24 protein-coding genes are annotated in these 26061 nt (G+C 64.5%); 6 read left to right on the forward strand and 18 right to left on the reverse strand.

The window, feature by feature from the left end:
• Position 1: 1 nt before the first annotated feature.
• The 4 genes from CPZ00_RS13335 to CPZ00_RS13350 all read right to left on the reverse strand — a co-directional run bounded on the left by CPZ00_RS13335 (position 2) and on the right by CPZ00_RS13350 (position 3688).
• Positions 2–1186: a FecCD family ABC transporter permease gene (locus CPZ00_RS13335; RefSeq protein WP_096391330.1), complete on the reverse strand. Its 1185-nt coding sequence runs from the start codon at positions 1184–1186 to the stop codon at positions 2–4.
• A gap of 231 nt (positions 1187–1417) precedes the next feature.
• Positions 1418–2593: a DUF2249 domain-containing protein gene (locus tag CPZ00_RS13340; protein ID WP_096391331.1), complete on the reverse strand. Its 1176-nt coding sequence runs from the start codon at positions 2591–2593 to the stop codon at positions 1418–1420.
• 154 nt (positions 2594–2747) lie between these two features.
• Positions 2748–3002, reverse strand: coding sequence for a hypothetical protein (locus tag CPZ00_RS13345; RefSeq protein ID WP_096391332.1), 255 nt, complete (start codon positions 3000–3002; stop codon positions 2748–2750).
• Between the two features lie 221 nt (positions 3003–3223).
• Positions 3224–3688 carry a metal-dependent transcriptional regulator gene (locus tag CPZ00_RS13350; RefSeq protein ID WP_096391333.1) on the reverse strand — a complete coding sequence of 155 codons (465 nt, stop codon included), beginning with the start codon at positions 3686–3688 and terminating at the stop codon, positions 3224–3226.
• A gap of 328 nt (positions 3689–4016) precedes the next feature.
• Between CPZ00_RS13350 and CPZ00_RS13355 the strand changes: the two genes are divergently transcribed.
• Entirely contained in the window at positions 4017–5309 is a 1293-nt protein-coding gene (locus CPZ00_RS13355) for a putative manganese transporter (protein WP_096391334.1), read from the forward strand.
• Positions 5310–6043: 734 nt separating this feature from the next.
• On the opposite strand, the gene CPZ00_RS13360 is transcribed toward CPZ00_RS13355, so the two are convergent.
• From CPZ00_RS13360 to proC, 5 genes are all read right to left on the reverse strand, one after another.
• A complete protein-coding gene (locus CPZ00_RS13360) occupies positions 6044–7108 on the reverse strand; it encodes a tyrosine-type recombinase/integrase (RefSeq protein WP_096391335.1) in 1065 nt (354 codons plus the stop codon).
• Positions 7101–7505, reverse strand: coding sequence for a DUF5805 domain-containing protein (locus CPZ00_RS13365; protein WP_096391336.1), 405 nt, complete (start codon positions 7503–7505; stop codon positions 7101–7103). The genes CPZ00_RS13360 and CPZ00_RS13365 overlap by 8 nt, the downstream gene beginning before the upstream one ends.
• A gap of 1301 nt (positions 7506–8806) precedes the next feature.
• Positions 8807–10138, reverse strand: coding sequence for a glutamate-5-semialdehyde dehydrogenase (locus CPZ00_RS13375; protein ID WP_096391338.1), 1332 nt, complete (start codon positions 10136–10138; stop codon positions 8807–8809).
• The gene (proB, locus tag CPZ00_RS13380) at positions 10131–10979 is read right to left on the reverse strand and encodes a glutamate 5-kinase (protein WP_096391339.1); all 849 of its coding nucleotides are present in this window, start codon (positions 10977–10979) and stop codon (positions 10131–10133) included. Before proB ends, CPZ00_RS13375 begins: the two co-directional genes overlap by 8 nt.
• Positions 10972–11748 carry a pyrroline-5-carboxylate reductase gene (gene proC, locus CPZ00_RS13385; protein ID WP_096391340.1) on the reverse strand — a complete coding sequence of 259 codons (777 nt, stop codon included), beginning with the start codon at positions 11746–11748 and terminating at the stop codon, positions 10972–10974. The genes proB and proC overlap by 8 nt, the downstream gene beginning before the upstream one ends.
• An 874-nt stretch (positions 11749–12622) precedes the next feature.
• On the opposite strand from proC, the gene CPZ00_RS13395 reads away from it, so the two are divergent.
• The gene (locus CPZ00_RS13395; protein ID WP_096391341.1) at positions 12623–13333 is read left to right on the forward strand and encodes a DUF7124 domain-containing protein; all 711 of its coding nucleotides are present in this window, start codon (positions 12623–12625) and stop codon (positions 13331–13333) included.
• 61 nt (positions 13334–13394) lie between these two features.
• Here CPZ00_RS13395 and CPZ00_RS13400 read toward each other — a convergent pair whose 3' ends face one another.
• Together CPZ00_RS13400 and CPZ00_RS13405 are read right to left on the reverse strand one after the other, a co-directional pair.
• Positions 13395–14495, reverse strand: a complete 1101-nt coding sequence (locus CPZ00_RS13400; protein ID WP_096391342.1) for a DoxX family protein — start codon at positions 14493–14495, stop codon at positions 13395–13397.
• A gap of 262 nt (positions 14496–14757) precedes the next feature.
• Positions 14758–14940 carry a hypothetical protein gene (locus CPZ00_RS13405; protein WP_096391343.1) on the reverse strand — a complete coding sequence of 61 codons (183 nt, stop codon included), beginning with the start codon at positions 14938–14940 and terminating at the stop codon, positions 14758–14760.
• Between the two features lie 77 nt (positions 14941–15017).
• On the opposite strand from CPZ00_RS13405, the gene CPZ00_RS13410 reads away from it, so the two are divergent.
• Positions 15018–15419, forward strand: a complete 402-nt coding sequence (locus CPZ00_RS13410; RefSeq protein ID WP_096391344.1) for a hypothetical protein — start codon at positions 15018–15020, stop codon at positions 15417–15419.
• Between the two features lie 77 nt (positions 15420–15496).
• Here CPZ00_RS13410 and CPZ00_RS13415 read toward each other — a convergent pair whose 3' ends face one another.
• From CPZ00_RS13415 to CPZ00_RS13430, 4 genes are read right to left on the reverse strand one after another with little or no spacing between them, the layout of a single operon-like run.
• Entirely contained in the window at positions 15497–16507 is a 1011-nt protein-coding gene (locus CPZ00_RS13415; protein WP_096391345.1) for a cytochrome b/b6 domain-containing protein, read from the reverse strand.
• Positions 16504–16893: a hypothetical protein gene (locus CPZ00_RS13420; protein ID WP_096391346.1), complete on the reverse strand. Its 390-nt coding sequence runs from the start codon at positions 16891–16893 to the stop codon at positions 16504–16506. The genes CPZ00_RS13415 and CPZ00_RS13420 overlap by 4 nt, the downstream gene beginning before the upstream one ends.
• Entirely contained in the window at positions 16890–17546 is a 657-nt protein-coding gene (locus CPZ00_RS13425; RefSeq protein WP_096391347.1) for a 4Fe-4S dicluster domain-containing protein, read from the reverse strand. Before CPZ00_RS13425 ends, CPZ00_RS13420 begins: the two co-directional genes overlap by 4 nt.
• A gap of 12 nt (positions 17547–17558) precedes the next feature.
• Entirely contained in the window at positions 17559–20942 is a 3384-nt protein-coding gene (locus CPZ00_RS13430) for a formate dehydrogenase subunit alpha (protein WP_096391348.1), read from the reverse strand.
• 186 nt (positions 20943–21128) lie between these two features.
• Here CPZ00_RS13430 and CPZ00_RS13435 point away from each other — a divergent pair, with 186 nt between their 5' ends.
• Together CPZ00_RS13435 and CPZ00_RS13440 are read left to right on the forward strand one after the other, a co-directional pair.
• On the forward strand, positions 21129–23282 hold the full coding sequence (locus tag CPZ00_RS13435; protein WP_096391349.1) for a hydrogenase iron-sulfur subunit: 2154 nt from the start codon (positions 21129–21131) through the stop codon (positions 23280–23282).
• Complete coding sequence (locus CPZ00_RS13440) at positions 23282–23929, forward strand: TorD/DmsD family molecular chaperone (RefSeq protein ID WP_096391350.1); 648 nt, start codon at positions 23282–23284, stop codon at positions 23927–23929. The genes CPZ00_RS13435 and CPZ00_RS13440 overlap by 1 nt, the downstream gene beginning before the upstream one ends.
• On the opposite strand, the gene CPZ00_RS13445 is transcribed toward CPZ00_RS13440, so the two are convergent.
• Positions 23922–24146, reverse strand: coding sequence for a hypothetical protein (locus tag CPZ00_RS13445; protein ID WP_096391351.1), 225 nt, complete (start codon positions 24144–24146; stop codon positions 23922–23924). The genes CPZ00_RS13440 and CPZ00_RS13445 overlap by 8 nt on opposite strands.
• A complete protein-coding gene (locus CPZ00_RS13450) occupies positions 24139–24411 on the reverse strand; it encodes a hypothetical protein (RefSeq protein ID WP_096391352.1) in 273 nt (90 codons plus the stop codon). The genes CPZ00_RS13445 and CPZ00_RS13450 overlap by 8 nt, the downstream gene beginning before the upstream one ends.
• 267 nt (positions 24412–24678) lie before the next feature.
• Here CPZ00_RS13450 and CPZ00_RS13455 point away from each other — a divergent pair, with 267 nt between their 5' ends.
• Entirely contained in the window at positions 24679–25920 is a 1242-nt protein-coding gene (locus tag CPZ00_RS13455; protein ID WP_096391353.1) for a DUF7405 family protein, read from the forward strand.
• On the opposite strand, the gene CPZ00_RS15645 is transcribed toward CPZ00_RS13455, so the two are convergent.
• On the reverse strand, positions 25917–26054 hold the full coding sequence (locus tag CPZ00_RS15645; RefSeq protein ID WP_172861839.1) for a hypothetical protein: 138 nt from the start codon (positions 26052–26054) through the stop codon (positions 25917–25919). The two genes, CPZ00_RS13455 and CPZ00_RS15645, sit on opposite strands and share 4 nt — an antisense overlap.
• Positions 26055–26061 lie beyond the last annotated feature (7 nt).

The raw sequence follows: 26061 nt of genomic DNA on the forward strand, positions 1-26061 counted from the left end.
ATTAGATCTCACCCAGGTCCCGCTTCTTGCGCATCAGGTACAGAAAGTACGGTCCGCCGACGAGGCCGGTCACGATCCCGACCGGCATCTGTCCGCCGTTCGACCCCGTGATCGCCAGCAGGCCGAGGCGTGCGCCGACGTCCGCGCCGACCATGAGCGCCGGTCCGACGAACAGACATCCCACGACGAGCTGCCGGTAGTTGCTGCCGACGACGGTCCGCACCAGATGCGGAACGATGAGCCCGACGAAGCTGACGATGCCCGCGACCGCGATGCTCGCGGCCGCCGCGAGCACGGCTATCCCGGACAGCGCGAACCGGACTCGTTCGACGGAGACGCCGAGCGACTTTGCCGTTTGCTCGCCCAGCAACAGGACGTTCATCTGGCGTGCGCTGAGGACCGCCAGCAGCATCGAGATGATCGTCCACGGGAGCACCATCCGAACCTGCTCCCAACCGACGCCGGTGAGCGACCCCGTCGTCCACTGGATCGCGGTCTGGACGACGCCGAGATCGTCGGCGAAGAAGAACAGCGCCGTCTGGAGCGACTGGAACACCGTCGAGACGATGACGCCCGCGAGGACGAGCCGGACCGGACTCGTGCCGTTCTGCCAGGCGATCGCGTACACGATCAGAAACGCCACCGCACCCCCGAGGGCCGCAACGAGCGGCAGGAACGTGGCCAGGCCGCTGAACACGACCAGCGACAGCAGTATCAACAGTCCGGCGCCGGAGGAGACGCCGAGGATGTACGGGCTCGCGAGCTCGTTCCGTGTGACAGCCTGGAATATCGCGCCGGAGACCGCGAGGTTCATCCCGACGAACACGGCGACGAGGACCCGCGGGAGGCGGATGTTCCAGACGATGAGCGTCTCCGTCACCAGTTCCGGGAGCTCCGCACCCTGAAACCCGGTGATCGTCCGCATCAGTTCCTCACCGAGGAAGAACTGGAGCATCCAGCGCGCGTCCAACAGCACGTCGGGATCGATCACCGACTGCCACGCTCGGCCGATCGACATCGGATAGGATCCGAAACTCACCTGGACCAACCCGGCGAGAACGACGACGCCGGCGCTGGCGAGACACAGCGTGACCAACGACGGGTCGCGAAGCCACGCGAGCCGACCCTCCTCGGCACGCCGTGACCCGTATTCGACGCTCGATGGGACCGGATCGTCCCCGCTCATAGCTTCACCGTGGCGACCGCACCGCTGTCGAGGGACGCACGAACGTGGACCGCTCCGTCCCGAAACCCGCCGCCCCACGATGTCGCCCGTCGTGGCGGTGCTTCGACCGTCGGTGGAGCCGTCTTCATATGGATTAGGGAAGCCTAAATGCACATAGTCATTTCGAATCGGAAAGATCGATCGCCGGACGGACGCGCCGTCGAGCGCCGGCAGTGACGAGTACCGTCGTGATCAGAACGGGGCCTCGGAGCCACCGCTTGCGGGCTTTCCGTCGTCAGCCACTACGTCATCGGTCGCTGCGCCATCGGTCGCTGCGCCATCGGTCGCCGCATCCGTGGCGTTCGACTTGCCGATGAGCACCCTGAATTCACCCGGATCCTTCAGCCGGTATTCCCATCGGAACGCTGGCCCTGCCTCGGCCGTGAACTGGTGATACAGGGGTTTGGGGTCGTGGTCGTTGACGAGGACGAACCCCGTTCCCGACTCCAGGTCCGCGTACGTCTCGAAGATCCGCTCGTGGCGTTGGGCCGGCGGAAGATCGCGAACGTCCAGCTCCTCGATCACCTCGATCCCGTCCTCCTTCCTCGTCGGGTCGCTTCCCTCGTCGCGATCGTTCCCCTCGCCGCGAGTGCCTTCGCCGCAAGTGCCCTCACCGCGAGTGCCCTCACCGCGATCGTCACCCTCGTCGGACCGGACGTCCTTCGTCACGCGGACGCGACAGCGACCCGGTTCGTCCTCGACGACCTCCCAGACGAACGAGTCGCCGTATCGCTGGCGGAACTCACCGCGGAGCGGCCGCGGTTCGTGCGGGGCGATCAGCTCGATCGTCCCGCCTTCGGGGATCATCCCATAGCGGTGGTGGATCGTCGGATGCCGCTCCGCTTTGGGGATCTCGCGGACGTCGTATCGCGTGACGACGCCAGTGTCGTCGGCATTCGACTCGCCCGTTTTGACGATCTCGACGCGCCAGCCGTCGGTGCCGCGAGTCCGGTACTCCCAGTCGACCACGTCGCCGTGCATCGACGTGAGTTCGTGATACAGGGGTTTGGGGTCGTGGTCGTTGACGAGGACGAATCCCTCGCCGCCCCCGAGTTCGTCGAAAGCGGCGAGGAGCACCTGGTGGCGGCGCTGCGGTTTCAGATCGCGAACGTCGATCGCGCCCAGCGCCCCGTCGTCAAGCGGATCGCCCTTGGTCACCGTGAGCCTCCGCGGTTCCGCGTCCGGATCCGCGTACGTCCACGCCAGGTTCCGCCCGCGTTCGATCTGATAGCGAACCAGATGGACGTCGACGTCGGCGGCGGCGGTCACGTCGACCGTCTCTCCGACGTCCGCCTCGGTCAGTGCGTCGAAGAGTCCCCGTCGGCGTTCCTCCGTCGGTCGGTCCCGCAGATCGAGTTCCGGTCCCATTGCTACCACCCCGTTTCCGGACCGGGCGTATCACCCTGTCGGCGAATCGATTCGGCGTCTGGCCGGCGGGAACCGTTCGGCACCGCAGCGATCCAGGGGCGTCGACGTTGCGGTAACCGCCTTGGACTGCCGCAAGCTCGGGTGACGACCGCGGTCACGCGGATCCGCCCGTTCGACAGACGTCACATCCGATCGACCAGATCGCGATGAGCGCGATCGCCGCCGGGACATGTGCCAGCACCAGCAGCGGAAGGACCAGCTGACCGAGATCAAGCGCGCTCCCGAGCGCACGCACCCCGGTCCCGAACAGGGGAAGCGACAGCAACGCCGTGACGGTTATCGCTCCCCGAACCGGAAGGGTTCGATCGTCGATCAGCTGATGGAGATGCTGCACGTGGTTCCGGATCATCGTCCGTCTCCCCTTCGCTTCGGTGTGGTCCGGGTTCGATTCGGTGTGGTCCGCTCCGTCGCCGATCCGATCTCGAGCCCTGTTTTAGGCCTGCCTAAACACATACACGAGGGGATGTCGAGAGGATCCCAATGAACGTTATGGCGAATATGTTCTTTGCGACCGGGTCGCTACGCGATTCGGGTCACCGAAAGCCAGGAATCGCGCGCGGCACGGGGACGTTACGCCACACACCGCCCGCCGTCACGTGAGCCGGGACAGCGTCCGAGACAGGCCGGACTGACGAGGTCGTGGAGACGGAACACGCCGTCAGCCGGCAACGTGACGCCGATGTCGAATGCCGACTCGTCGTCGATCGGTGCCTCCACCACCGAGTCGAAGAAGGTCGACACGACGCAGAAGCGCCAGCCCGCTTCGCTGGCGAGCGCTCTCCCCTCGTCCGTGAGCCTCACACCCGTATACTTCTCGTGGTCGAGCAATCCGCGATCGGCGAGCTTCGACACCATCTCCGTGACGCTGGCGGGGGTCACGTTCAACCGTTCCGTCAGCTCACCGGTCGTGATCCGGTCCGAACCGGACGCCGAGGCGGTCGACACGGCGAGGAGATACCGAGCTGTGCTCCGCTCGACGTCCGAAAGCGAACGCGAACTCGTCGGTGCGGTCCCCGTTCGCGGTTGCGATGCCATACATACCCGTTCGCGGTTCCCCCGGATAAGCGTCTTCCCGAATTCCTTCGTCCCGGACGTATGGACCGCGAACGGGTCCTCCGTGGCTGTAAGTAGCGAATGCGGCCCAATGAGAGATTAGACATCGCACCTAATTTAGGCACGTCTAATTATTTAGTTAGATCAACACCTTTTTAATTTTGGGTTATCCACTACCACTCGTTCACATCCTTATGATGAAATCAGACGGAGCCGCTGCCTGGTCGGGAGACGGACTCCATCGGTGCCACCTCCACTGCGTCGTGGGCACGCGCACCGGAGAGCGGAGGACGAGGGAGGGGATGGACGAATGAGTCCGCTCCAGTTACCCCCGGGATCGCTCGGATCGCCGCTCCAGGAAGTTCTCACCATCCTCGTTGGCTCGTGGCGCGAGGGGTTCGTCCAAGTCTCGGGTTTCGTCGGGGCGACGATCCTGCTGTTCAGCCTCGTCCAGTACGGCTTCGACGGCCGGATCACCGTGTGGCTCGAGGAGAACGAACGTGCCCAACCGCTTGCTGGTGCGCTTCTCGGCCTGACGCCGGGGTGTGGCGGCGCCATCATCGCGATGCCGCTGTACATCCGCGGGACGGTCAGCTTCGGGACCGTCGTCGCGGCACTTGCCGCCACCGCAGGCGACTCCGCGTTCGTCATTCTCGCGTTGGCCCCCGAAGCGGCGCTGTACGCCTACGGTTTGGCGTTCCTCTCGGCGATCCTGTTCGGCTACGCGATCGACTTCGGAGGCCTCGGGGTCGGCAGAGTCGACAGCGTCGTCGACCGGATGAGCTATCCGGTGACCGACGGCGGATTCTCCACCACCAACGTTGCTGCCGGCGGTCCAAGCATACCCGATTACGAAGGGCCCGACCGCCACGGCCACGAAGACGAACACGCTCACAGCCATCACGGAAATGACCTGCCGAGTCGGCTGCCCGAGTCACGGCTGCTCGAGCGCTTCAGCCACGCCGTGCACGTTCTCTGGTGGTTCGTGCTCGCAGGAGCACTCGTTGCCGGCGTGATGTACCTCGTGCAGGGAGCAGCGGAGCCGGAATGGGTCCTCACCCCAACGTACGATGGGCTGTTCACGATCAGCGGGTTGGTGGGGACGACGCTCTCGTTTTACCTGTACTTCATCGGTCGACACTACATCGGTCAGGGTGAGACCGGCCGCGTCCGGGACTCGTTCGCCACCCTGTACAACACCTTCCAACACGCTGCGTTGGAGACGTCGATGGTCACCGTCTGGGTCATCGGGGGCTACCTCCTCTACGAGTACGGACTGTTGCTCACCGGCGTGGACATCCAGGGGCTCGCGGCGGCTGCCGGCGTCCTCGCTCCGATCGCGGGCGCTTTGATCGGACTGGTCCCCGGCTGTGCGGCCCACATCGTGTTCGCACAGCTGTACGCGGTTGAGGAGGCGATCCCGTTCTCGGCGCTCGTCGCGAACGCCATCAGCCAGGACGGCGATGCGCTGTTCCCGCTGATGGCCATCGATATGAAGGCCGCCATCGTCGCGACGATCTACACGACGATTCCGGGCGTGATCACCGGCGTGCTGGTCTACTACTTCTGGCCGTACGCCCAGTTCGGGTTCGGGGTGCTGTGAGATGTATGACCTCGCCCTCCCGCGATGGATACGCACGGTCGGAAAGCCGCAGCCTTCGAACGGTCGGAATCGTCACCGAACGTGTGAGGATTGACATCCTCCTCCGCGGAAACGCGGAGGAATCCTGAGCGTTGGAGATGTCAGGTTTCCAGTCTCACCGAGCATCCAGTCGGCGAGAATCCGTCCGGATGCTCGCGGTCTGAGGCGGGTGAGACTGCTGGGAGTGCCAAGCTCCCGGTACTCCTATCCTCCGTTATGGGTGGACTCCCGGTGTTGTTTTTGCCACAGCGAGTCCAGCAGACATCGGCGGACTCGGAGTTACTCCGGTGCTTCCACGCAGCCGGGCACTGCATCAGTTCATTCGAGGAACCGACCGTTCACTCGACTGGTTCCGATTACTGTCTCATTGCTTGGAGCGGGCAGACCGCCATCGTAGGATTGGTGGGAAGAGTTCTCTTTCCACCCCGATTCCGACGACTGCGTACGGATGCCTGCCACTTCAACGTATGAGTACGATCTCGAGCGAGCAATCGGTGGTGGATTGTGAAAATCCATGGATTCATCCCGCACCTTTAGGCGCGGTATTCTCCTTGCTTACTCTAATTCCCGTTCCGACTTCCTGCTGGAACGAATTGATATAGCATTATATAATTTATTAGTTCTCTCAGGATCGTTCCTCGCTGAACGTGACCGACCAGTCACGACGGCATTCGACCGCGAATCGACCGGTCCGCTCACAGGAGCCGATAGATGTGTGTCTCGTAGGTCGCTCGGACCTGGTCACCCCAGTTGTGGGTATAGGTGTCGATGATGTCCTCGGCGACGTCCCCACGGAGGTACTTCACGACGCCCCGGTCGCCGGTTCGATCCCGGAGGTGCGTGGTGAAGAAGTGCCGGAAGTAGTGGGGGGTCACGTTCTCGCTTGCGCCGCCTCCGGTCCGATACCAGCCGTGGTCCCTGGCGTACTCCTCGACGACGTGACGGACGGTCTGGGGATCGAGACGCTCGCCCCACGACCCCGAGGTGCCCACGAACAGGGGCTCGGCCGGAGAGACGGCGTCCGGACGGACCGCGAGCCACGCCGTGAGCACGCGCTCGAGCTCGTCGTCGATCGGGATCACCGTCTCCCGCTTCCGCTTGTTGGCGGCCGGCCTGGGCTCGCCGTTGAGCTCCTCGCCGACCCGTGCGTCCCCCGTCACGTACAGCGAATCCGGTCGCGACTCGAGCGCCGGCCGAGTCCCGAGCTCGTAGGTCGACGCCGCGGCCGAGTCGGGCATCGAGACGTCGCGGAGATCGAGGTTACAGAGCTCGCCGACCCGCATCCCGGTCTTCAGCAACGTCACGATCACTGCGCGGTGCAGGGGGTGACGAACGCGATCGAGGAACGCCCGCATCGCCGGAACGTCGATCTCGCGCCGGGCGGGATCCTTGTCGACCGATTCGTCCATCTCCTCCATCACGAGGGTCATCGGGTTCGAGTCGAAGGCGCCGACCTGCGTCATGTACGTGTAATATCGGTGGAGATACGCCGCGTACGTCGCGACCGTACTTTCGGCGAGATCGCCCCGGAGAGAGTGGACGAAGGCCATACAATCCCTGTGAGTCGCCCGTGCGGTCACGTTCCTGCCCTCGTCAGCGGCGTCGTTTTCCCCTCGACGGTCGGCCACGAACGCCTCGAAGCGCCGCAGCACGCGCTCGTAGGACCGCTTCGTTCGGTCCGTCTTCCCGTGATAGGTGAGGTCCTCGAGAAAGTACCCGACGGGGTCCGCCGGGTCGAGGGAGTCGGTCCCGCTACTCATCGACCAACACGTACCCGCCGTCCCGTCCCCGGTAGCGAACCCGTCCCCGTCCCTGCAGATCCTCCAGGACCGCGTCCAATCGTTCCTCGAGGTTTTCGGTGACCGCTTCCCGCAGCTCCTCCCAGGAGCGAACGGTGGTTTCATCGAGAACCTCGAGGACACGGTCTTCGAGGTCCTCACCCCCAGGGTGAGCGTCCTGATCAGCCGTCTCCTCGTTGTCCGCCGGATCGCTCCCGAGATCGTCGGCAAACCCCCGTCGTCCGGCCTGTACCATCGTTCGGACGAACTCGCTGCGTGACATCCCGAGATCCTCGGCGTGTCTGGACCACTCCTCTTTCTGATAGGTGGGGACGTACGTCTTGACCGACGTTCGATCGGTGTCGGGTTCGGTGCTCATCGGTACTGGTCCATCTCGGTGACGTCCCTTCAATGTATCCCTTATTATTGGGATAAGAGTCCTTATCATCATTTGAGGTGCTAAAATATGCGCCGATATAGATTATTATACTGAATTGTATCTCTCCATACGCTCATACCTAGAGCCATATTTCAGGATCAATTTCGTTGCCTTCGTATGGCCTAAATTTTGCGTTCGTCTCGTCGATCGTCCCGATCGAGACGATCGGAGATGGCGGATGCGTGATCGAGACGGGATCGAATGCCGAAATATGCTCAATATGATATGTATCAGAGCACTCGAGGGAGCGTTCCCCTCGTCGAGGGTGCGACGCGAAACGCCGGTTGACCACGTACCGTGACGGTCACAGTCACGACCACGGCGTGTAATCGGATCCCGGGCCCGTCGAGAGCTCGGACTTGTCGAGGATCCGTCCGTCGACGTCGGGGATGACGCCATTGGACAGACGGCAGTGGACGGAGACGATGGCGTCTCGACTTTCGAACGCGGCGACCAGAGGTGTGTGATGATGCCGTCACTCCCCACGGACGGTGGGACGGTCGCCGGTTACGAGTCGCCACGGTCGGACACCTCGGTCCCGGTCGGTTCGTGGCTTGCTGTCGGTTTCGTGTGTGGGGTGTGGTTTCTCCGTCCGGGTGTCGCTTCGCGTCCGTAACTCGTGGAGTGGTCCGTTCCGGACGCGCTCGTGGCGTCCGTCAGCGTCCGCCGTCACGTCGATCGATGGCCTCCGTCCTTTCGACAAATCCGGTTCGGAAAGGCTCTGTGACGGCCGTGGTCCTGTGAGCGACCCGATGCGCTACGTGTGGGCGACGACGGTCGTTCCCGCGCTGAGGCGCCGCGACCTGCCACGACGTCCGTATCACGTACCGGCGTCGGACGTTCAGTACACTGGATCGCTCGAACTGCGGATCCCGGGCCGGTTGGTCGCCATCGTCACGAGTCCGCTGGCGTGTCGTGGTTGGGATCGAGTGCAGCGGTCCTGCGGCGTCGTCGATCAGGGCCGAGCGTGGGACGTTGCCGATCGAACGCGATCGTGTATATCCTATGGCGCTATATTCAATCTAACCCGGCGGAAGTTGAGACTACAGTGGGTTTACCGGGGCTGTAATGTGTGGTTTCGAACGAATCGACGAGCGGAATCAGCTTTAGATCCTTCTCCCAACGAGCATTCTTGTTGAGATGGAAACTAATTCGGGTATTTTCGCGGCCACAGACAGTGTATCCACTTAGACACCACGCTATCCTAGAGTAAGCTACCACGCCCTGAAGAGCGTGGTAGCTTACTCATCCGCAAGTCGGCCGGGCGTCCACTCGCCGTCGAAGGCCTCGTGAGCGAACGGCGTGGCGTCTTCACCTGCGTAGGTGGCCACGAGCTGGCCGTCGCCCTCGAGGTAGTACTTGTAGGTCGTCAATCCCGCCAGGCCGACCGGGCCACGAGCGTGGATCTTCCCCGTCGAGATGCCGACCTCCGCGCCAAGACCGTATCGATAGCCGTCGGCAAAGCGCGTCGAGGCGTTGTGGAAGACGCTCGCGGCGTCGATGCCGGTCATGAACAGCTCGGCGGTCTCGGCGTCGTCGGTGACGATCGACTCGGTGTGCTTCGAGCCGTGGGCGTTGACGTGTTCGACAGCCTCGTACACGTCCGGGATGACCTTGATCGACAGTTCGAGGTCCCCGTACTCGCTGTCCCAGTCGTCGTCGGTCGCTTCGCCCACGTCGACTATCTCGCGAGTCGCCTCGTCCCCGCGGAGTTCGACGCCGGCAGCCTCGTAGCGCTCGACCATGGCCGGCAAGAACGTCTCGGCGATGCATTCGTTGACCAGCAGCGTCTCGACGGCGTTACAGACCGCCGGATACTGGACTTTGGCGTCGAAGGCGATCTCCTCGGCCTGTTCGAGGTCGGCGGCCTCGTCGACGTAGACGTGGCAGATCCCTTCCGTGTGGCCCAGTACGGGAATTTGGGTGTTGTTCTGGATGTAGGAGACGAACTCCGAGGAGCCACGGGGCATCAGCAGATCCACTTCGTCGTCCATCTCCAGCAGGCGGTCGACCTCCTCGTGAGCTTCGATGAGCTGGACCCAGCCGTCGGGCAGCTCGGCGGTCGCCTCGCGGATGATCTCGTAGAGGACGCGGTTGGACTTGCTCGCTTCACTGCCGCCTTTGAGGATGACGGCGTTGCCGGATTTGAGTGCGAGGGCGGCGATCTGGACCAGTGCGTCCGGCCGCGACTCGAAAATGGTGCCGACGACGCCGATCGGTACGGCGACCTTGTACAGTTCGAGATCCGCGTCCAGTTCCCGGGCTTCCAGCGTCTCGCCGAGCGGATCTTCCCGTTCGGCGACGCTCTCGACCATCTCGGCGATGCTCTCCAGCTTCGCGTCGTCGAGTTTCAGCCGGTCGACGAGTGCCTGGGTGTACTCGCCCCGTTGGAGCATAGCCTCTGCCTCCGCCACGTCGGCCGCGTTGGCCTCGCGGATCTCCGTCTCGTGGCCACGGATGGCGTCAGCGATCGATTCGAGCGCCGCGTTGCGCGTCGCTTCGTCGACGTTTGCCAACTGCAGCGCGGCGTGCTGTGCGTCGGTTACCTGGGATTCCGTGTCGTACTCAGTCATCTGTGGCTCCGTTTATCGGGACGAATAGCGTCCCCACCGATTTGGCAGTAGCGATCCGTTCCAGCACGTCTCGTTCCGCCGAGTTCGCGATGATCGCGGGCGTGCCGTGCTCGCTCACGTCGCGTGCGCCCTCGACTTTAGTCAGGATGCCGCCGAATTCGCCGGTCGTGCTGTCGTCGACGAACGACTGGACGGCGTCGTAGTTCGTGCCGACTGCCTCGATCAGTTCCGCGTCGTCGTCGTCCTTCGGATTGCCCGTGTAGACGCCGCCAACGTCGGTCAGCGTCACCAGCAGATCGACGTCGACGCCGATGGCGACCGACGCCGAAAGCATATCGTTGTCGCCGATCTGGATCTCCTCGGTCGCGATCGCGTCATTCTCGTTGATGATCGGTACGATTCCCCAGTCGAACAGCGTCTCGATGGTGTTCCGGACGTTCGTGAACCGCTCGGGATTGGCCAGATCGTGCTCGGTCAGGAGGATCTGTGCGACCGTCTGGTCGTAGCGGTCGAAACTCTGCGTGTAGTGGCGCATCAGGTGGCTCTGACCGACGGTCGACAGCGCCTGGTTCTCCTCGACCGTCTCGGTCTCCTCGCCGATCAGCCCTTTGCCGGCACCGACTGCGCCGGACGAGACCAACAGGACGTCCTTCCCACGCTCCCGGAGGGCCATAATGTCGCTGACCAGTTTGTCGAGTTTCACGCGATCGAGCTGGGAGTCCGCGTCAGTCAGGGAGTTCGTCCCCGCCTTCACGATCACGCGCTGGGCGGCGGCGGCCTGATCGCGTGCCTGCTCGACGGTCTCCTCGTCGATGGTCTCGATTACCGGCAGATCACTCATCCTCGAACGCCTCGGCGAGTTCGCGGGACCGCTGCTCGGCCGCTTCGACGGCGTCGACGACCGCCGTATCGGCGTCGCTGTCCCAGAGCACCTCCATGCCCTCGATGGTCGTCCCGTTGGGCGAGCAGACGGCGTCGATGAGCTCCGAGACGCTTCGGTCATCCCGAAGGACCGTCTCGGCCGCGCCTTTGAACGTCTGTGCGGCCAGCGTCTCGGCCTGCTCGGGATCAAGGCCGCCGTTGACGCCGGCCTCCTTGATCGCGTCGATGAGGTAGAAGACGAAGGCCGGGCCGCTGCCGTTGACTGCCGTCGCCACGTCCATCAGCTCCTCGTCTATCTCGACGAACTCGCCGACTGCATCGAGCATGTCCCGAACGGTGTCGTCGATCCCCTCGTGGGTGGCTGCGGCGGCCATGTCGCCGGTCTCGGCTGCCAGATTCGGCATGATTCGGACGACCGTCGCGTCCGTCTCGCTGGCGACGAACGACCGCGGGACGCCCGCCGCGATGGTGACCAGCGACTGGTCCGGCCGGAGATCGAGATCCGAGAGCACTGCGGAGACTGCCTTTGGTTTGACCGCCAGAACGACGATCTCCGCCTCCCGGGCCGCGTCGATGTCGTCGGTCGTCCTGTCCGCGTCGTCGGCGACTGAGGCCAGTGCCTCGGGATCGAGGTCGATAGCTGTCACTTCGTAGGCTCCGGTCCGGGAGAGCCCCTTCACGAAAGCTCCACCCATATTTCCGCAACCGATAACGCTCACGTGTGTCATCCTATTCATACAGCGGGGATCGAGGTACATACCAACTCCGGCTTCGTTCGAGCGATCGGCCCGTCGGGGGCGCCGTTCGTTTCACTACGGAGGGGTGGGGGGCCAAATCCAGATGCGCCCTACGTACCAGATCATCGGGTCTCTCCCAGATTCCGAGGTGGCGTCCAGCAGCGTCACGAGTCGTGAAGAGGCGCTTGGAACGGGGGGTGCGTGGGGTGTGTCGTCAGCGATGTCCTGCTCGCCGTGGAACGACCGTCCCTCGTGGTTCGAGAGAAGGCGCCAGGGCCGGGCGTCTTCCTCACCTTCGAACGGAGCATCACCGTGAAGTACCGCGGGGACAAGCCCCGCGGCTTCGCGGTTTTGACCGCACGTCCCAAACCGGGCCGTGCCGTCGCAGGCGAATGTAATTCCCCTCGACCTTCCCGTGACTGGTCGGCTGGAATTCACACCCGAACGCTCGATGCGTCCGTGAGGGTCGGCGGCTCCACCCCGCTCGAAACCCGAGATCTCTCCGCCGGTCACCGTTCGTCCTCGACGCTCGAACGCGGTTCCCGCGGTGCATACTCACGCCGAGACTCCTCGTTCTCCTCACCAAGCTGCTCGGTGATCGTAAATGGTGTTCGGAGTGAAGGTGACGAGAACACCGGAGGAGACGAATTACCGTTCACCCGAGCATAGTGTGGTATCCCACCCCATAGTTTTTGCATACTCGTCCCGAAGACTTCGTGAAATGGACGGACACGGAGACGTTCCGCGAACGGAGATCCCCTTATGATGACCGTCAGCCGCACGCCGCTCGAACGGCGCGGCCGAGACGACGTCGGCCCGTGTGAACGCCCCATCAGAACCGTTCGGTGGACCGAAGGAAACGACGATGACTGACAAGATCGACCTCGACGACATCGAAACCGACGACGCCGACGAACCGGCGGCCAATCACGGCGACTGGTTGTGGCGCAACGAGGGCACTCCCGAGGACGAGCCCGAAGCGCCAGCATCCGAGACGCCGGCATCCGAGACGTCGACGCCGACGGTCACTCCCGGCAGTGGCAGGAGCGACACGGACGCGACCGCCGATGACGGACCCATTCCGCGCGTCCCCCGTAAAAACGAGTCCAAACCCGCGGGCGTGCCGATCGAAAGCGGTGGCTCCGGTGCCGGCGCGACCGTCAGCAACGCTCCCGATGACGCCGAGCCGATGGCCGAAGGCCCCCACGGTGGCGGCGTCGACGACATGACGATGGCGGTGACCTACAACGCCATCTCCGAACTGGCCGATCCGCAACTGGTCCTCGTCTCGGCCCGCGAGTGGGCCGACTGGGTCGGTATCGTCGGCGACGTGAACGCGCCGGTCATCACCAAGTTCCAGCGGGAACACGGCATCGACGCCGACTTCTTCAACGGAACGGGAACCGGCCCCGCAGAACGACTCGCCGACATCGGCACGACGTCGATGTTCTACGCCGAGCGACTGGCCGTCGTCGGGACCCCCGCCGACGAGTGGATCGCCGAGGAAGCCGGCTGGGAGTTCGTCCCCCTCGAGACGGCCGCCGAGAAGGCCGGCTGGGACCTCGAGGAGGAATGATCCGGCCGGCGCCGGAGCGCGGCGACGCGCCTGACGTGGCTGACGCGGCGATGGCTATCGTCTACGGAGGGACGATTCCGTCGTGGGTCGCCGCGGGTTTGTCGGCGCCGATTCGGTTGTCCAGCGCGTAGGCGCCCGCTCCCGTGATGAGCAGCGCCGAGGCGAGGCTGAAGAGGCCGATGTGCGCGAGGACGGGGTCGTCAGGGATACCGAACAACGTGAGGACGAAGACGCTCAGCGCCGTTATCGCGGAGATCCGGGTGAAGAATCCGAACAGAATCGCGAGACCCAGGCCGAGTTCGGCGAAGCCGGCGCCGAGTACCCACAGTTCGGCGGGGAAGGGGGCAAGTGCGGTGAGGTCGTACTGTTCGACGACGCTGAGGGCCATCTCGGGAGCCAGCAGTTTCTCGAAGAGGCCGAGAAAGGCGAAGGAGAGGCCCATCCCGACCCGGATGACCGTCGGGACGAGCCGTTCGTAGGGATCGGTGAGGCGGTTGAGCCACGACGCGGCGCGGTGGACCGGATCGATCCGCCCGTAGACGGTGCCCTCGGCGGCGGCGACCTTCTGCAGTACTTCGTCGGCGCTGGGGCGACCGCTGCCGATCAGAGCGATGGCAGCGAGACCGGGAACCCACTCGAAGGAGTACAGCAACAGCGGCTGGGAGACGAGCGCCAACAGATACACCAGCAACCCGACGATCGCGGCCACACGCGTGGCGATGCCGAAAAGCAGGGCGAACCCGAGACCGATCTGAAACAGGCGGACGAGTCCGGGAGCGACGGTCGGATCGACGATGGGTGTGAAGAAGTAACCCGCAAAGCCGGCGCCGACGAGCGGCAGTCCGAATCCGAGGCGTAACAACCACGCCAACAGGTCCCGATAGCCGGTCATCACGTCGCGAAACACCGCGATGTCCCGCTGGAGCGGCCGGACGCGGAGATAGACCACGAGAGCGCCGAGCGTGGCGAGACCCCCGCCGCCGAGGACGACGGCGTTGACCGGATCGGTCAACGCGTCGGCGAGAAAGGCCAGCCCCTCGCCCGCCTGCTCGGCGTTCGTGACGAACCTGACGTGGGCGGCCGCGGCCTCCGAACAGACCACCGAAACGACCCCGAGAGCGGCCAACGCACGCGAGACCGGTTTTACGTTATGAGATACCATGGTTCATACACGAAGGTGGAGGAGTAAAAGAACCGGTGTCGGGGGGTCGTGCGGTCGTCAGGAGGGCGCGTTCAGCGCCACGGCTGACGTGGATTGACGACGCTGGCGGCACCGGCACGTCGTGTCGACGATGCCGTGCTGACGGCCTTGCGGAGGCTCACGACGATGCCGTGCTGACGGCCTTGCGGAGGCTCACGACGATGCCGTACTGACGGCCTCGTGGAGACTCACGACGACGGCGTTGGGGCTTGGGGGAGCGGCGTCAGAGGACGGTCGCCCACACGAGCCCCAACACGAACAACGCGACCGCCGCGACCGTTCCCCAGTCGCTCCACCGCGTCCCAGTGCCGGTCCCGTCATCGGACTGGGTCAGTACGTAGCCGAATCCGACGATCGCCACCAGCGCCACGATGACGGCGTATACGGTGGTCAGCGCTCCAGCCATATGTTAACACACAACCTGTTCGTACAAAAACGTTACCGGCACAACCGTCTTTAGCCCCCGCACCGATACATCGACGTATGCGAATCGAGCTGCGGGTGTGTAAACACTGCTACGAGGGAGACCACGGGAATCAACGCAAGACCGCAGTGACGAGGGACATGGTCAACTGCGCCGAGCGAGTCCGCGAGTACAAGGACCTGATCGGCCTCGAGGCCGTCTACATCACCAGAGTCGAAGAAGGAGATCCCGGCGGAGCCGAGGCGCTGCCGGCGATCGTCGCCAGCATCGAAAGCGACCAGGTAACCCTCTCGGACACCCAGCTCGTGATGGAGGACGAGGACGGGAACATGCTGGTCTACCCGGAGCCGACGGACATTCTCGAGGTCCTCACGCGCAACATCGACCAGATCCAAGAACAGACGCGACAGGACGCCACCGTGGAGCTCTCCCAAGAGGGCGCGGAGCTACTGGCCGCGTGATCGCGGAGCTACTGGCCGCTTGATATTCGTCCCGCGCCACGCGCGAAAAACGAACACGAACAGGGCGGGCACGGGAGTCAGTCGTTCGACTGCGGGTCGCCGCCGTCGGCGACGGTTTCGCGGTTCTGCCGGCGCGCCATCTCCTTCTCCCAGCGAACCCGCATCACGTTGCCGTACATCGAAAGGACGAGGCCGACGAACAGCACGAACATCCCGATGTTGATGCCGACGGTGAGCAGGAGGTTCGTCACGTCACCGCTGACGACCAGTTCCCGCGGAACCGGGTAGCCCTCCCGGATGATACTGCCCATCAACACCGAGACGATCCCGACGACGACGAGCGAGCCGACGATCGTCGAGACGGAATGCCAACTCGGCGAGAGTTCGAGCTGCTCGATGCCCGTCCCGTCGTGGTCCTCGTCGTCGTCGTGGCTCTCGGGGATCATGCTGCGAGGGATGAACGCCTTCGTCTCGACGGGGTAGAACGCGGGATGCATCCCGTGTTCGAAGATGTGGAACATCACTCCCATCAGCATAATGATCCCCAGCAATCCGTGGAAGACGACGAACGCCATCGCGGCGGTCCTCGTCGCGAAGTACTGCATCAGTCCGGTCTTCGACCAGATGAGCAGCCCCGAGACGGTGAGCAGCAGGAGCTCGACGGCGAAGATGTAGACGACGCCCTTGCCGACGTAGGACAAAAGCGGGACCTGGTCGGCCTCGTAGCCAGCGAACTGCCGGGCGTGTGGGTGGCGTTCGTCGGCTCGTCCGAGCATGAATCGAACGTCCTGGATGAACGCCTCGGTGTCGGCCTTCGCCGGGAGGATTTCCCGGAAGTTGCTCCGGCCGGTCGGGCTGATCAGCATCAGGACCGTCCAGAAGACGATGAGCGCGACGAGGCCGATCCCGGCGACGCGATGGAGCGCGGTGACGCCCGTCGCGCCGCCCATTAGCTCCATCATCCACCACAGCTCGGAGTTGAACATGATGGCATAGCCGGTGAAGAACAGCAGGAACACGTCGAGCGCCAGAAGCGAGTGGAACAACGTCGTCACCCGCGTGAACTTGCCGTGATCGAGGTTCGTCATTCGGTCTCACCCCCGTCACCGGAGCCGTCAGCCATCACGGTCCCGGCGGTCTCGTCGGTTTCGGGATGACGCATCCGTGCGGCGATGCGGCGGAAGCTCGCCCAGTGAAGGAACACCATGAACAGGATGAACACACCCATCAGGACGTCGGCGGCGTGGATCAGCGCGATAAGGAAGTCCAGCGCCGGAATCGTGTTCCCGGCGACCCAGTCGGTGCCGACGCCGCCGCCCTCGACGGTGGGGCCGACGCGGAACAGCGTCTCGTAAAACGGCCCGAAGCCGCTGGCCCACCACACCGACAGGACGGCGACGGCGATGCCGACGAGCGCCGAGACGAAGACGGCGATCGGGGAATAGCCCTCGACCTCGGGCGTCTCGTGGCTCATCGGAACTCACCGGCGTCGTCGCCGAAGACGATGTCCATCGCGACGTCGTTGAAGAACGCCCCTTCGTCGCGTTTGTCCAGTTCGTCGGCGATCTGTGAGGGTTGGCCGACGAGGATGGCGTCGGTCGAGCACTCCTCGGCACAGGCCGGTCCCTTCCCGACGTCCTGACGCTCCTCGCACATCGTACACTTGTCCATCTTGCCGCCGGTGCCGAACACCTGTGCGGCGCCGTCGTCCTCCTCGGGAAACTGCGGCGCCCCGAACGGACACGCCGACAGGCAGTACTGGCAGCCCACACAGAGGTCCTCTCGGACGGTGACGAACTCCTCGTCGGTCTTGATGAGGGAGTCGGTCGGACACACCGACACGCAGGGTGCGTTGTCGCAGTGATAACACTGCATCGGGATGGACGTCTCACCCGGCGATTCACCTGCCGCAAGCGCGGCCGCGCCCGACGTCCCGGACCCCTCCTGGCCCTCCAGCATCGTCGAGATGCTGATGCGTTGTTCGTCGTGGGGGACGTCCCACGTTCGCTTGCAGGCGACGACGCACCCACCACAGTCGATGCATGCGCCGACGTCGGGGAAGATCCGCGTTCCCTCCCCGACGCTCATCACGCCATCGCCCATCACCTCCTTGTTCGATTGAGACATTTTTGTATCACCTCATTGAACCGCTTCGCTGTCACGGACGTCGAAGTTCTTCTGCTGGCCGATGCCGTCTCGGTCCTGCGGGAACTCCAGATCCGTGTCCATGCCGAGCTCCTCGAGCAGGTCCTGGGTGGCCGGTCGGACGGACACCATCGACACCTTCGTCTCCTGCATCTGCGTCTCGACGTCGTAGCCCCGTGACGTGATCGCGTTCGCGGAGTCGCCGATGGCGTACGGGACGGTGCCTTCAGGATACTTCTCCTCCTGACTCTTGCCCTTGAATACCCCGCCCCAGTGGAACGGGAGGAACACCTCGCCGTCGTTGGGTCGCTCGGTCACTCGTGCCTTCACGAGCACCGACCCCCGGTCGGTCGAGGAGACGACGACGAGGTCGCCGCCGTCGACGCCGAGTTCGTCGGCCTTCGCGGGGGCGATCTCGGCGTACATGTGTGGTTGCAGGTCGGCAGTGTGGATGTTCGATCGCGTCTCCGAACCGCCACCCTGGTGTTCGACCTGCCGGCCGGTCGTCATGATGGTATCGAGGGTCGGACCGTCGTCCTGGTTGTGGATGATGTCGTTGGCCTGCTGCTGTTCGACGGCGTTGTTCTGGTCGAGTCGGTAGAAGTTCCGCTGCTGACCGTTCGCCGGCCACTCCTCGACCAGGTCCGGTCGCGGACTCTCGATGGGTTCACGATGGACCGGAACCGTATCGAGGAAGCTCCAGACGACCGCCCGCGCCCGGCCACGGCCGGTCGGCGCGTCGGGCTGTGCGTAGTCGTACTGTTCGTAGAAGTCGGGATCGACGCCCTCCCCGATCATCCTTTCGAGGTAGTCGTCGAACTCCGAACTGCCGGTGTCGGGATCGTTGATCTCCTGTGCAGCGGTGTAGACCGACTCCTGGTTGTCGAGCGCGTACTGCTGGGGGATCGTCAGTTCGTCTGACTGGGTCGACTGGGTCGGATCGATGAGGCTCTGTGGCGGCGTGATCTTCCAGCCCGGATACTCCGGAACGCCGTGGATCCGGCCGTCGTCGGCCAGGTCCCTGTCGCCGGCCCAGTCGGGGACGTAGGGATCCCGGATCAGACTCAACGCGTCCGCCTGACTGTCGTATCCGTCGCCGACGGCATCGACCGTCTCCTGGAGCGGGTAGTCGGCGTCGGTCGGCATGTCGTCCCACTCCTCCGGCGTCGGCGCCTGGACGCCCCATCGGGTCCGGAAGTCCTGTCCCCCGTCGTTGGGATCCATGTCGTCGTTCCAGATGATGGGCGTCCCCGGGTGACCCTCACCCCAGCAGGGCCACGGGAGCATCCAGTACTCGCCCTCGACGGGGGTCCCCTCGGCACCTTGGAGGTCCTCGCTGGAGAACGCGTAGTCGTACTCCAGATGCTGTTGGAGCCGTTCGGGCGTCTGTCGGTAGCCGATGGTGTTCGTCCCGAGGTTGAACTCCCGGATGACGTTCTCGTAGGACGATTTCCCGTTGTGTATCTCGGGGCCGCTTCCCCAGTCGAAGTGTTCCCCGAAGCCGAGTTCGTCGGCCAGCTCCTGCATGATTCGCAGGTCCGGTCGGGAGTTGTGTGCGGGCTTGGCGACCGGTTCGGACCACTGCACCGACCGGTTCGTGTTCGTCAGCGAGCGGTAGTGTTCGTACTGACTCGACGCCGGCAGCAACAGGACGGGCGGGCCGTCCTCGTAGTCCGGCAGGACGCTCGCGACCGAGGGGAACACGTCGATGACGACCAGGAGGTCGAGGTTCTCCATCCCCTCCTTCATCTGCTCCATCTCGCTGATGGAGTTCGCGGAGTGGCCCCAGAAGACCGCGATCTTCACCTGATCGGGTTGGTAGATCGGCGTCTCCTGATAGCGGTCCTCCCGGTCGAGTGCCGCCTCGAACCAGCGGGCCACCGTCAGCCCGTTCTGGAACATCATCGAGTTCGTAGCCGGATCATTGGGCCCGTGGTTTTCGTTGGGTGGGAGCGAATCGGGATCGAGTTCCTCGTTGCCGCTCTGCCGGACGTACTTCTCGGGCGGCATCAGCTCGAACCTGTCGTAGAGGTCGTCGAACGAGGTTGAACCGCTGGTGTAGGGGTTCTTGTCCCAGATTTCGGCCCACCACGACCAGCCGCCGGGCGTGAGGCCGTAGTACCCCGGCAGAATGTGGCTCGCCACTGCGAGGTCGGTCGCGCCCTGAACGTTCGCGTGGCCGCGCATCACCTGCAGGCCGCCGCCGCTTCGGGCAGCGCTCCCGGACGCGAGGCTCAACGCCGCATACGATCGGATGTTCTGGGTTCCGTTGTTGTGCTGGGTGCCGCCCATTGCCCACTCGATCTGGACGTGCGGACGGTTCTCGTCGATGAGTTCGGCGATGCGTTCGATGTCCTCGACGGAGAGCCACGTGATGTCCGAGACCGTCTCCTTGTCGTACTGGTCGAGGTCGGCGTCGAGGTCCTCCCAGCCCTGGACGCGGTCGGTGATCATGTTCTGGCCCGTATCGTCGGCGTCCGGGTCCATCGCCAGCCCGTACTCGTCGCGGAGCTCCTTGATGACGCCCATCATCAACGCCACGTCGGTTCCCGGGCGGAACCGCATAAACTCGTCCGCGTGCGCCGAGGTCTTCGTGAAGCGCGGGTCGAGACTCAGGATGGTCCCGCCGCGCTTTTGCCCCTCCAGGATGTGCTGCATCGCGATGGGGTGGGCCTCCGCCGGGTTCTGCCCGACGATGATGTTCAGGTCGAAGTTGCGGTAATCCGACACCGTGTTCGTCATCGCACCGTATCCCCACGTGTTCGCCAGCCCGGTAACCGTCGTCGAGTGGCAGATGCGTGCCTGGTGGTCGACGTTGTTCGTGCCCATAAACGCCGCAAGCTTTCGGATGGCGTAGGACTCCTCGTTGGAGTGATGGGCACTGCCGAGGAGCATCACGCTCTCGCGGCTGTGCTCCTCGTCGACGTCGACGGCGTCGCTCGGTGAGACGTCCGAGTCGGGCCACAGTGCCCGGATGTCGGTCCCGAGACGATCGTAGGCGGTATCCCACGAGAGCTTCTGCCACTCCCCGTCTTCCCGAATCATCGGGTGTTTGAGGCGCTTTTCGGAGTGTTCGGTCTCGTAGATGCCCGCTCCCTTCGAGCAGAGCGACCCGTTGTTTATGGGATGTTCTTCCCACGGTTCCATCCCGACGAACGAGTCGCCCTTCCGTTCGCCGTGGAACCCACATCCGACCGAACAGTAGTTACAGATCGTCTTTGTCAACTCCCCGTCCGTGTCCTGTCCATCGGCCTCGTCGTCGCTCTGGGCGAGTACTTGCCCCGTCGCACCGCCACCGAGTGCGACCACGCCCGTCAGGGCACTCGCTTTGATGAACGACCGCCGATCGAGGTCGAGGGAGACTGGTTCCGTGCTCATACCGTGTTTTCGTGTCCCGCCATAGTCTGATTGCTATTCACTAACATATTAGGACCTACCCTATATTAATATACGGGCCCGCGCACCGGATCGCTCGACGTGCCTCGGCGACGGCAACTGACCGAAGTCGTCCCCGCGGTCGACTCGTCGCAAAACCTATATTCGTGGTAGCACTGCACATAGTCGATGAAGGTAGGGGCATTCGTCTGTGACTGTGGCGGTACCTGTGGGCTCGACCTCGAGGAGGTTCGAGAGGGGGTTCGAGACGTCGACGTCGTCGCCTCCTCGGAACTGCTCTGTGAGGGCGGCCTCGATGGCGTCGAACACGTCATCGACGAGTACGACCTCGACCAGCTCATCGTGACGGCCTCGGACGACCGGTGTCGGCAGACGTTCCGTGAGCTGGTCGATCGAAAAGGGCTCCACCCGGATGCGACCGAGTTCGTCGACCACCGCGAGGGTGCCGCCTGGGTCCACGAGAGCGGGGCCGCGGCCGACAAGACCGCTCGGCTGCTCAACGCGACCTATGCGGGCCTCCAGGAGGAGAGCGTCTCCAGAACGGTCTCCCGGGAGGCGGGCGACCGGGTCGTGGTCGTCGGTGACCCGGAGACGGCGGCCGGGCTCGCCGATTCGGCGGACGTGACGCTCGTCGCCAACGGTCGCGAGTTGCGGACCGTCGACGTCGATCTGGATGACGTCGACGTCGCGCGCGGCGAGGTCATCGCCGTCGACGGGCGATTCGGCGAGTTCGAACTCACCCTCGCATCGCGGGTCACCGATGCCTGCATCGACTGTCTGGAGTGCGTGCGGGAGGGTCCCGACGGCGTCACCGCGCGCCCCGTCCAGATCCCGGCCGACGCCCCCGGTGGCGAGTGGACCGACGTGTGTCCCACCGATGCCATCGAGATGGAGGGGACGACCCGCCGGATCGCCGCCGACCAGGTCATCCGTCCCGACGCCGACCCTGCTACCCGCGGCGGTCGCGTGGGGTACTACACCGGCCCCGTCGACGCCGCCACGATCGCGGCCGTCGAATCCCACCTCGGCGGCATCGAGAAACCCGCCTTCCTCGATCTGGAGATGGACGTCTGTGCCGCAGGCGCCTCCTCTCAGGAGGGCTGTACCGCCTGTACGGACGCGTGTCCGCACGGCGCGGTGGAACGGCCGTCGATCGATTCCGTCGAATTCGACGAGGTGGCCTGTCAGAACTGCGGCGCCTGCACCTCGGCGTGTCCCACCGGCGCCACCCAGCTTCGGGAGCCCTCGAATCGACGCATCGCCCGTGAAGTCGAAGCCCTTCTGAAGGCGGAAAACGACGACGGCGGCTGGCTGTTCAACCGGGGGTCGAACGGCATCGACCAGCCGGTCATCGCCTTCGTCTGCTCGGAGCGAGCCGCCGACCGACTGCGCGAGTACGGCCGCCGGGCGGCACTCGAGGCGGACGTCTCCTATCCGCCAGTGCTTCCCGTGGAAGTCAGCTGCACCGACACGGTCGGGGAGGCCCACGTTATGCACGCGCTGGCCGCCGGCGCCGACGGCGTCGCGATCGTCGGCTGTGGCGGTTCGTGTCTCCACTCCGGCCCGGACCCGAAGGCCGAACTCGTCGAGCGTCTGAACCGCGCGACCGCCGACCTCGGCCTCGGCGAGCGCGTCGGCTTCTTTGCACCCGGGGCCGACGATCCCGGCCAGTTCATCGAGGAACTCTCCATGTTCGTCGTCGAACGCCTGGACGAGTCACCGATTCCCGCCGGCGAACACGAGGCCGAGGGCACCATCGAGGGCGACGTCGACCGTCCGGCGTTTGCCTCCCACGCATGGACCCTCGAGTCCGTTCGCGCGCTCCTCGACCACGTCGTCCCCGATCGGGGGGTCATCCGCGGGTTGAAGGACTTCGGCCGGATGGACGTCTCCGACGCCTGCAACCTCACGCCGACCTGTACGAACCTGTGTCCGACCGACGCCGTCCAGCGGACGAACGACGGCGATCTACTTTTCAACCACGAACGCTGTGTCAACTGCGGCGTCTGTGAGGAGGGCTGTCCGGAGACGGCGATCACGATGCGGGACGGTCTCGACCTGTCGCTGCTCCCCGAGAACCGTGCGGGGACCGCCGCCGACGGGTCGGCCGAGCTCGGGGCGGCGTGGACGCGCGTCTACGAGGGCGAGATGCAGGAGTGTGTTCGCTGCGGCACTCCCTTCGCCTCCGCAGGGACCGTCGACACGATCCGCGAGGAGGTCGGCGATGCCGTCGAGGGAATCGCACCGGACTCTCCGCATTCGGTCTTCGAGTACTGCGGCGATTGTCGAACGCACCTGCTGTTCGAACGGGGTGACCACTGATGGACGACGCCCGGATCTACGAGGCGCGGCTGGAAGTGATCGACTTCCTCATCGAGGTGTTTTACGACGCACCCGGCGAGGAGTTCCTCGGGCGGCTGTTCTCCGATGCGGTGACCGTTCCGGACGGCGAGATCAACGAACCGATGGACCGCGGCTTTCGGCGGCTCGAGGCGTTCATCGAGGCCAACCGATCGCGGTCGGTCGAGGACGTCGCCGACGACCTCCGGACGGAGTACACCCGGCTATTCGTGGGACCGCGACCGCCGGCACTTCCCCACGAGACCTACTACCGCGAGGACACCGAGTTCATCGGAGAGGGACTCGCGGAGCTGGAGGCGGACTACTCGGCGGCCGGCTGGACGCCCCACGAGGACTACCCCGAGGAGAACGACCATCTCGCCGTCGAACTCGCGTTCCTCCGGGATCTCGTCGATCGCCAGCGCCGCGGGGAGGAGGCGGCGTTCAACTACGAGCGGGTGTTCCTCGACGAACACGTCGGACGATGGCACGAGGCGTTCCTCGAAACGGTTCGATCGGAGTTCGACGGGACCGACGCCGAGACGAGCCTCCTTCTCGCCGCGGCGGAGGTGTTCGTCGGCCTCATCGAGTTCGAGGACGAACTCGTCGCGCAGCAGGTGCCTAGTTAGCAGCCATGGAGACGACGACGAACCCCGAAAGCAACGCGAGGACGCCGAGTGCGGCCGCCACCGGCGCTCCCACGTCGATGGTTCGCTCCATCAGGAAGTAACTGCGCCAGATCCCGCGCCATTCGGCGAACAGCGAGACGACCCCGATTCCGACGACCACCGCGATCAGGGATCCGACGGTCGACACCAGCGCCGCGGTTCCGAGGTGGTCATCCATCGTACCACCGGCCAACGACGAGGATCCCGAAAAGCGGTGCCAGAAGGGCGAGCAAGTATCGTACCACCGTCGACATATACCGAATCGTCGATTCGAGGTGGATGGACCAGTGCCACGTTCCTTTCAGTCCAGCGATGACCGCGACGGTACCCACGAGGAGAAGCGACAGGCCGATCAGTCCGGTGACTACGTAGACCGCCACGCGGACGTAGCCGAGCGCTCGGTTCAGGTCGGAATCGGTCGACGTCTTCGTTTCGACGGCCATAGTTCAGGACCAGTGTTGTCTGTACGCGTCGTACGTGACGATGACGAGGGCGACGAATCCGAGACCGAGAACGACCAGCGATGTCAGCGACGGTTGGGAGGTAGACCCAAGGTGTGCGATACCACTAACCATAGTTCTAGTTACGAGTCGTCGTTCTAAACCGTTATGGAACCTCACAACATACCGTCAGATCCCTCCGGAGGCCGGTTCAATTTCCCGTTCAGAACCCTGAGAAACGTTTTTTGGCGTCCGGACCTATCGTTGACTATGACCTCGCGACGCGGGCTACTCGGGCGGCTAACCGCCGTCGCACTCGCGGCGATACCGGGGTGTTCCACGCCGCTTTCCCAGCAGCGGGAAAACGCGGTGTCGCTCCCGCCGAACCCCTACGAGGTCCCCGATCGGCAGCACGCCTGGGACGTCGTCCTTCCCACGGACGCCCACGGCAACCGACGAGTCCCACGTCACCATCGCGTCCTCCTGCTGAATCTGGACGTCGACCCGTCAACCGACGCCGCCGACACCGTCGAGACGGCAATGCGCGAACTGGAGGCCACCTACGAGTGGTCCGCCGATGGACTCCTGCATATGCTGGCGTGGGGAACCCGCTACTTCGAACGGATCGGGGAGCTTGCGGCCTCGCCGATTCGGCATCCAGAGGTGCTGTCGCGGACGGACGACCCCGATCTCCTGTCGTATGACGCCGCGCTCGTGCTCGCCTCCGACGTTCGCTCCCATCTCCACAGTACCGAGACGGCGATGTTCTCGGAGTCCGATCCTCTCGAGGGTCGAGAGGTCGAGGCGCGTCTGGGCGAGGTGTTCTCGGTCGCCGTTCGTCGGACGGGATTCCACGGCGAGGGCCTCCCCGCCGAACACGCGGGCGTCGAAAGCGTACCCGACGACGTTCCCCGCGATGCGCCGATGTTCACCGGCTTTTCGTCGATGCGTCGAGGGACGCAACCGAGCGAGGACCGCGTCACCATCGATGGCGACCGTTTCGAGGACGGCCGGTTCGAGGGCGGAACGACGATGCACCTCTCACACCTCACGGAGTCGCTCGACGGCTGGTGGAACATGGACGAGAGCGAGCGAGTCGACCGAATGTTCTCACCGCAGTTCTCTCCGGCGGACGTCGAGTCGTTCACCGACGACGTGCCGTTTCACGACCGAGCCTTCGACAACGCCGAGGAGTTCGGCGTGGTCGGTCATCACGAGAAGGTCGCGCGAGCACGCGACGACGGGGAACCGGTCATCCTGAGACGGGACTTCAACACGACCGATGGCAACAGGGCAGGGGTTCACTTCCTGTCGCTACAGGCGTCGCTCGACGATTTCGTGGCGACGCGGAAAGCGATGAACGGATGGTTCCTCCGGAACGAACACGATCTGGTGACCGACAGGAAGAACAACGGCCTGTTGAACGTCATCGAGGTGGAATCACGGGCGAACTTCTACGTGCCTCCGCGCCACAGGCGTGCGTTTCCGGGGTTCTCGCCGTCGACCGGCTAGTCGGTAAGGGAGACGTCGCCGTCGACCTCGCCGGTGTGGAGTTCGTTCGGCCAAATGCCGTGGTCCCATACCTCGAACCCGTTGAACGTCTCGGTCGCACCTTTCGGACGCCATTCGCCGTCCTTGTGTGACATACTCCAT

It is taken from the genome of Halopenitus persicus, from assembly GCF_002355635.1.
GTDB classification, from domain to species: Archaea; Halobacteriota; Halobacteria; order Halobacteriales; family Haloferacaceae; genus Halopenitus; species Halopenitus persicus_A.

Bases quoted from the DNA above. Each gene is read 5' to 3' on its own strand.
- CPZ00_RS13335 (WP_096391330.1), bottom strand. From the start codon at position 1,186: ATGAGCGGGGACGATCCGGTCCCATCGAGCGTCGAATACGGGTCACGG.
- CPZ00_RS13340 (WP_096391331.1), bottom strand. From the start codon at position 2,593: ATGGGACCGGAACTCGATCTGCGGGACCGACCGACGGAGGAACGCCGA.
- CPZ00_RS13345 (WP_096391332.1), bottom strand. From the start codon at position 3,002: ATGATCCGGAACCACGTGCAGCATCTCCATCAGCTGATCGACGATCGA.
- CPZ00_RS13350 (WP_096391333.1), bottom strand. From the start codon at position 3,688: ATGGCATCGCAACCGCGAACGGGGACCGCACCGACGAGTTCGCGTTCG.
- CPZ00_RS13355 (WP_096391334.1), top strand. From the start codon at position 4,017: ATGAGTCCGCTCCAGTTACCCCCGGGATCGCTCGGATCGCCGCTCCAG.
- CPZ00_RS13360 (WP_096391335.1), bottom strand. From the start codon at position 7,108: ATGAGTAGCGGGACCGACTCCCTCGACCCGGCGGACCCCGTCGGGTAC.
- CPZ00_RS13365 (WP_096391336.1), bottom strand. From the start codon at position 7,505: ATGAGCACCGAACCCGACACCGATCGAACGTCGGTCAAGACGTACGTC.
- CPZ00_RS13375 (WP_096391338.1), bottom strand. From the start codon at position 10,138: ATGACTGAGTACGACACGGAATCCCAGGTAACCGACGCACAGCACGCC.
- proB (WP_096391339.1), bottom strand. From the start codon at position 10,979: ATGAGTGATCTGCCGGTAATCGAGACCATCGACGAGGAGACCGTCGAG.
- proC (WP_096391340.1), bottom strand. From the start codon at position 11,748: ATGACACACGTGAGCGTTATCGGTTGCGGAAATATGGGTGGAGCTTTC.
- CPZ00_RS13395 (WP_096391341.1), top strand. From the start codon at position 12,623: ATGACTGACAAGATCGACCTCGACGACATCGAAACCGACGACGCCGAC.
- CPZ00_RS13400 (WP_096391342.1), bottom strand. From the start codon at position 14,495: ATGGTATCTCATAACGTAAAACCGGTCTCGCGTGCGTTGGCCGCTCTC.
- CPZ00_RS13405 (WP_096391343.1), bottom strand. From the start codon at position 14,940: ATGGCTGGAGCGCTGACCACCGTATACGCCGTCATCGTGGCGCTGGTG.
- CPZ00_RS13410 (WP_096391344.1), top strand. From the start codon at position 15,018: ATGCGAATCGAGCTGCGGGTGTGTAAACACTGCTACGAGGGAGACCAC.
- CPZ00_RS13415 (WP_096391345.1), bottom strand. From the start codon at position 16,507: ATGACGAACCTCGATCACGGCAAGTTCACGCGGGTGACGACGTTGTTC.
- CPZ00_RS13420 (WP_096391346.1), bottom strand. From the start codon at position 16,893: ATGAGCCACGAGACGCCCGAGGTCGAGGGCTATTCCCCGATCGCCGTC.
- CPZ00_RS13425 (WP_096391347.1), bottom strand. From the start codon at position 17,546: ATGTCTCAATCGAACAAGGAGGTGATGGGCGATGGCGTGATGAGCGTC.
- CPZ00_RS13430 (WP_096391348.1), bottom strand. From the start codon at position 20,942: ATGAGCACGGAACCAGTCTCCCTCGACCTCGATCGGCGGTCGTTCATC.
- CPZ00_RS13435 (WP_096391349.1), top strand. From the start codon at position 21,129: ATGAAGGTAGGGGCATTCGTCTGTGACTGTGGCGGTACCTGTGGGCTC.
- CPZ00_RS13440 (WP_096391350.1), top strand. From the start codon at position 23,282: ATGGACGACGCCCGGATCTACGAGGCGCGGCTGGAAGTGATCGACTTC.
- CPZ00_RS13445 (WP_096391351.1), bottom strand. From the start codon at position 24,146: ATGGATGACCACCTCGGAACCGCGGCGCTGGTGTCGACCGTCGGATCC.
- CPZ00_RS13450 (WP_096391352.1), bottom strand. From the start codon at position 24,411: ATGGCCGTCGAAACGAAGACGTCGACCGATTCCGACCTGAACCGAGCG.
- CPZ00_RS13455 (WP_096391353.1), top strand. From the start codon at position 24,679: ATGACCTCGCGACGCGGGCTACTCGGGCGGCTAACCGCCGTCGCACTC.
- CPZ00_RS15645 (WP_172861839.1), bottom strand. From the start codon at position 26,054: ATGTCACACAAGGACGGCGAATGGCGTCCGAAAGGTGCGACCGAGACG.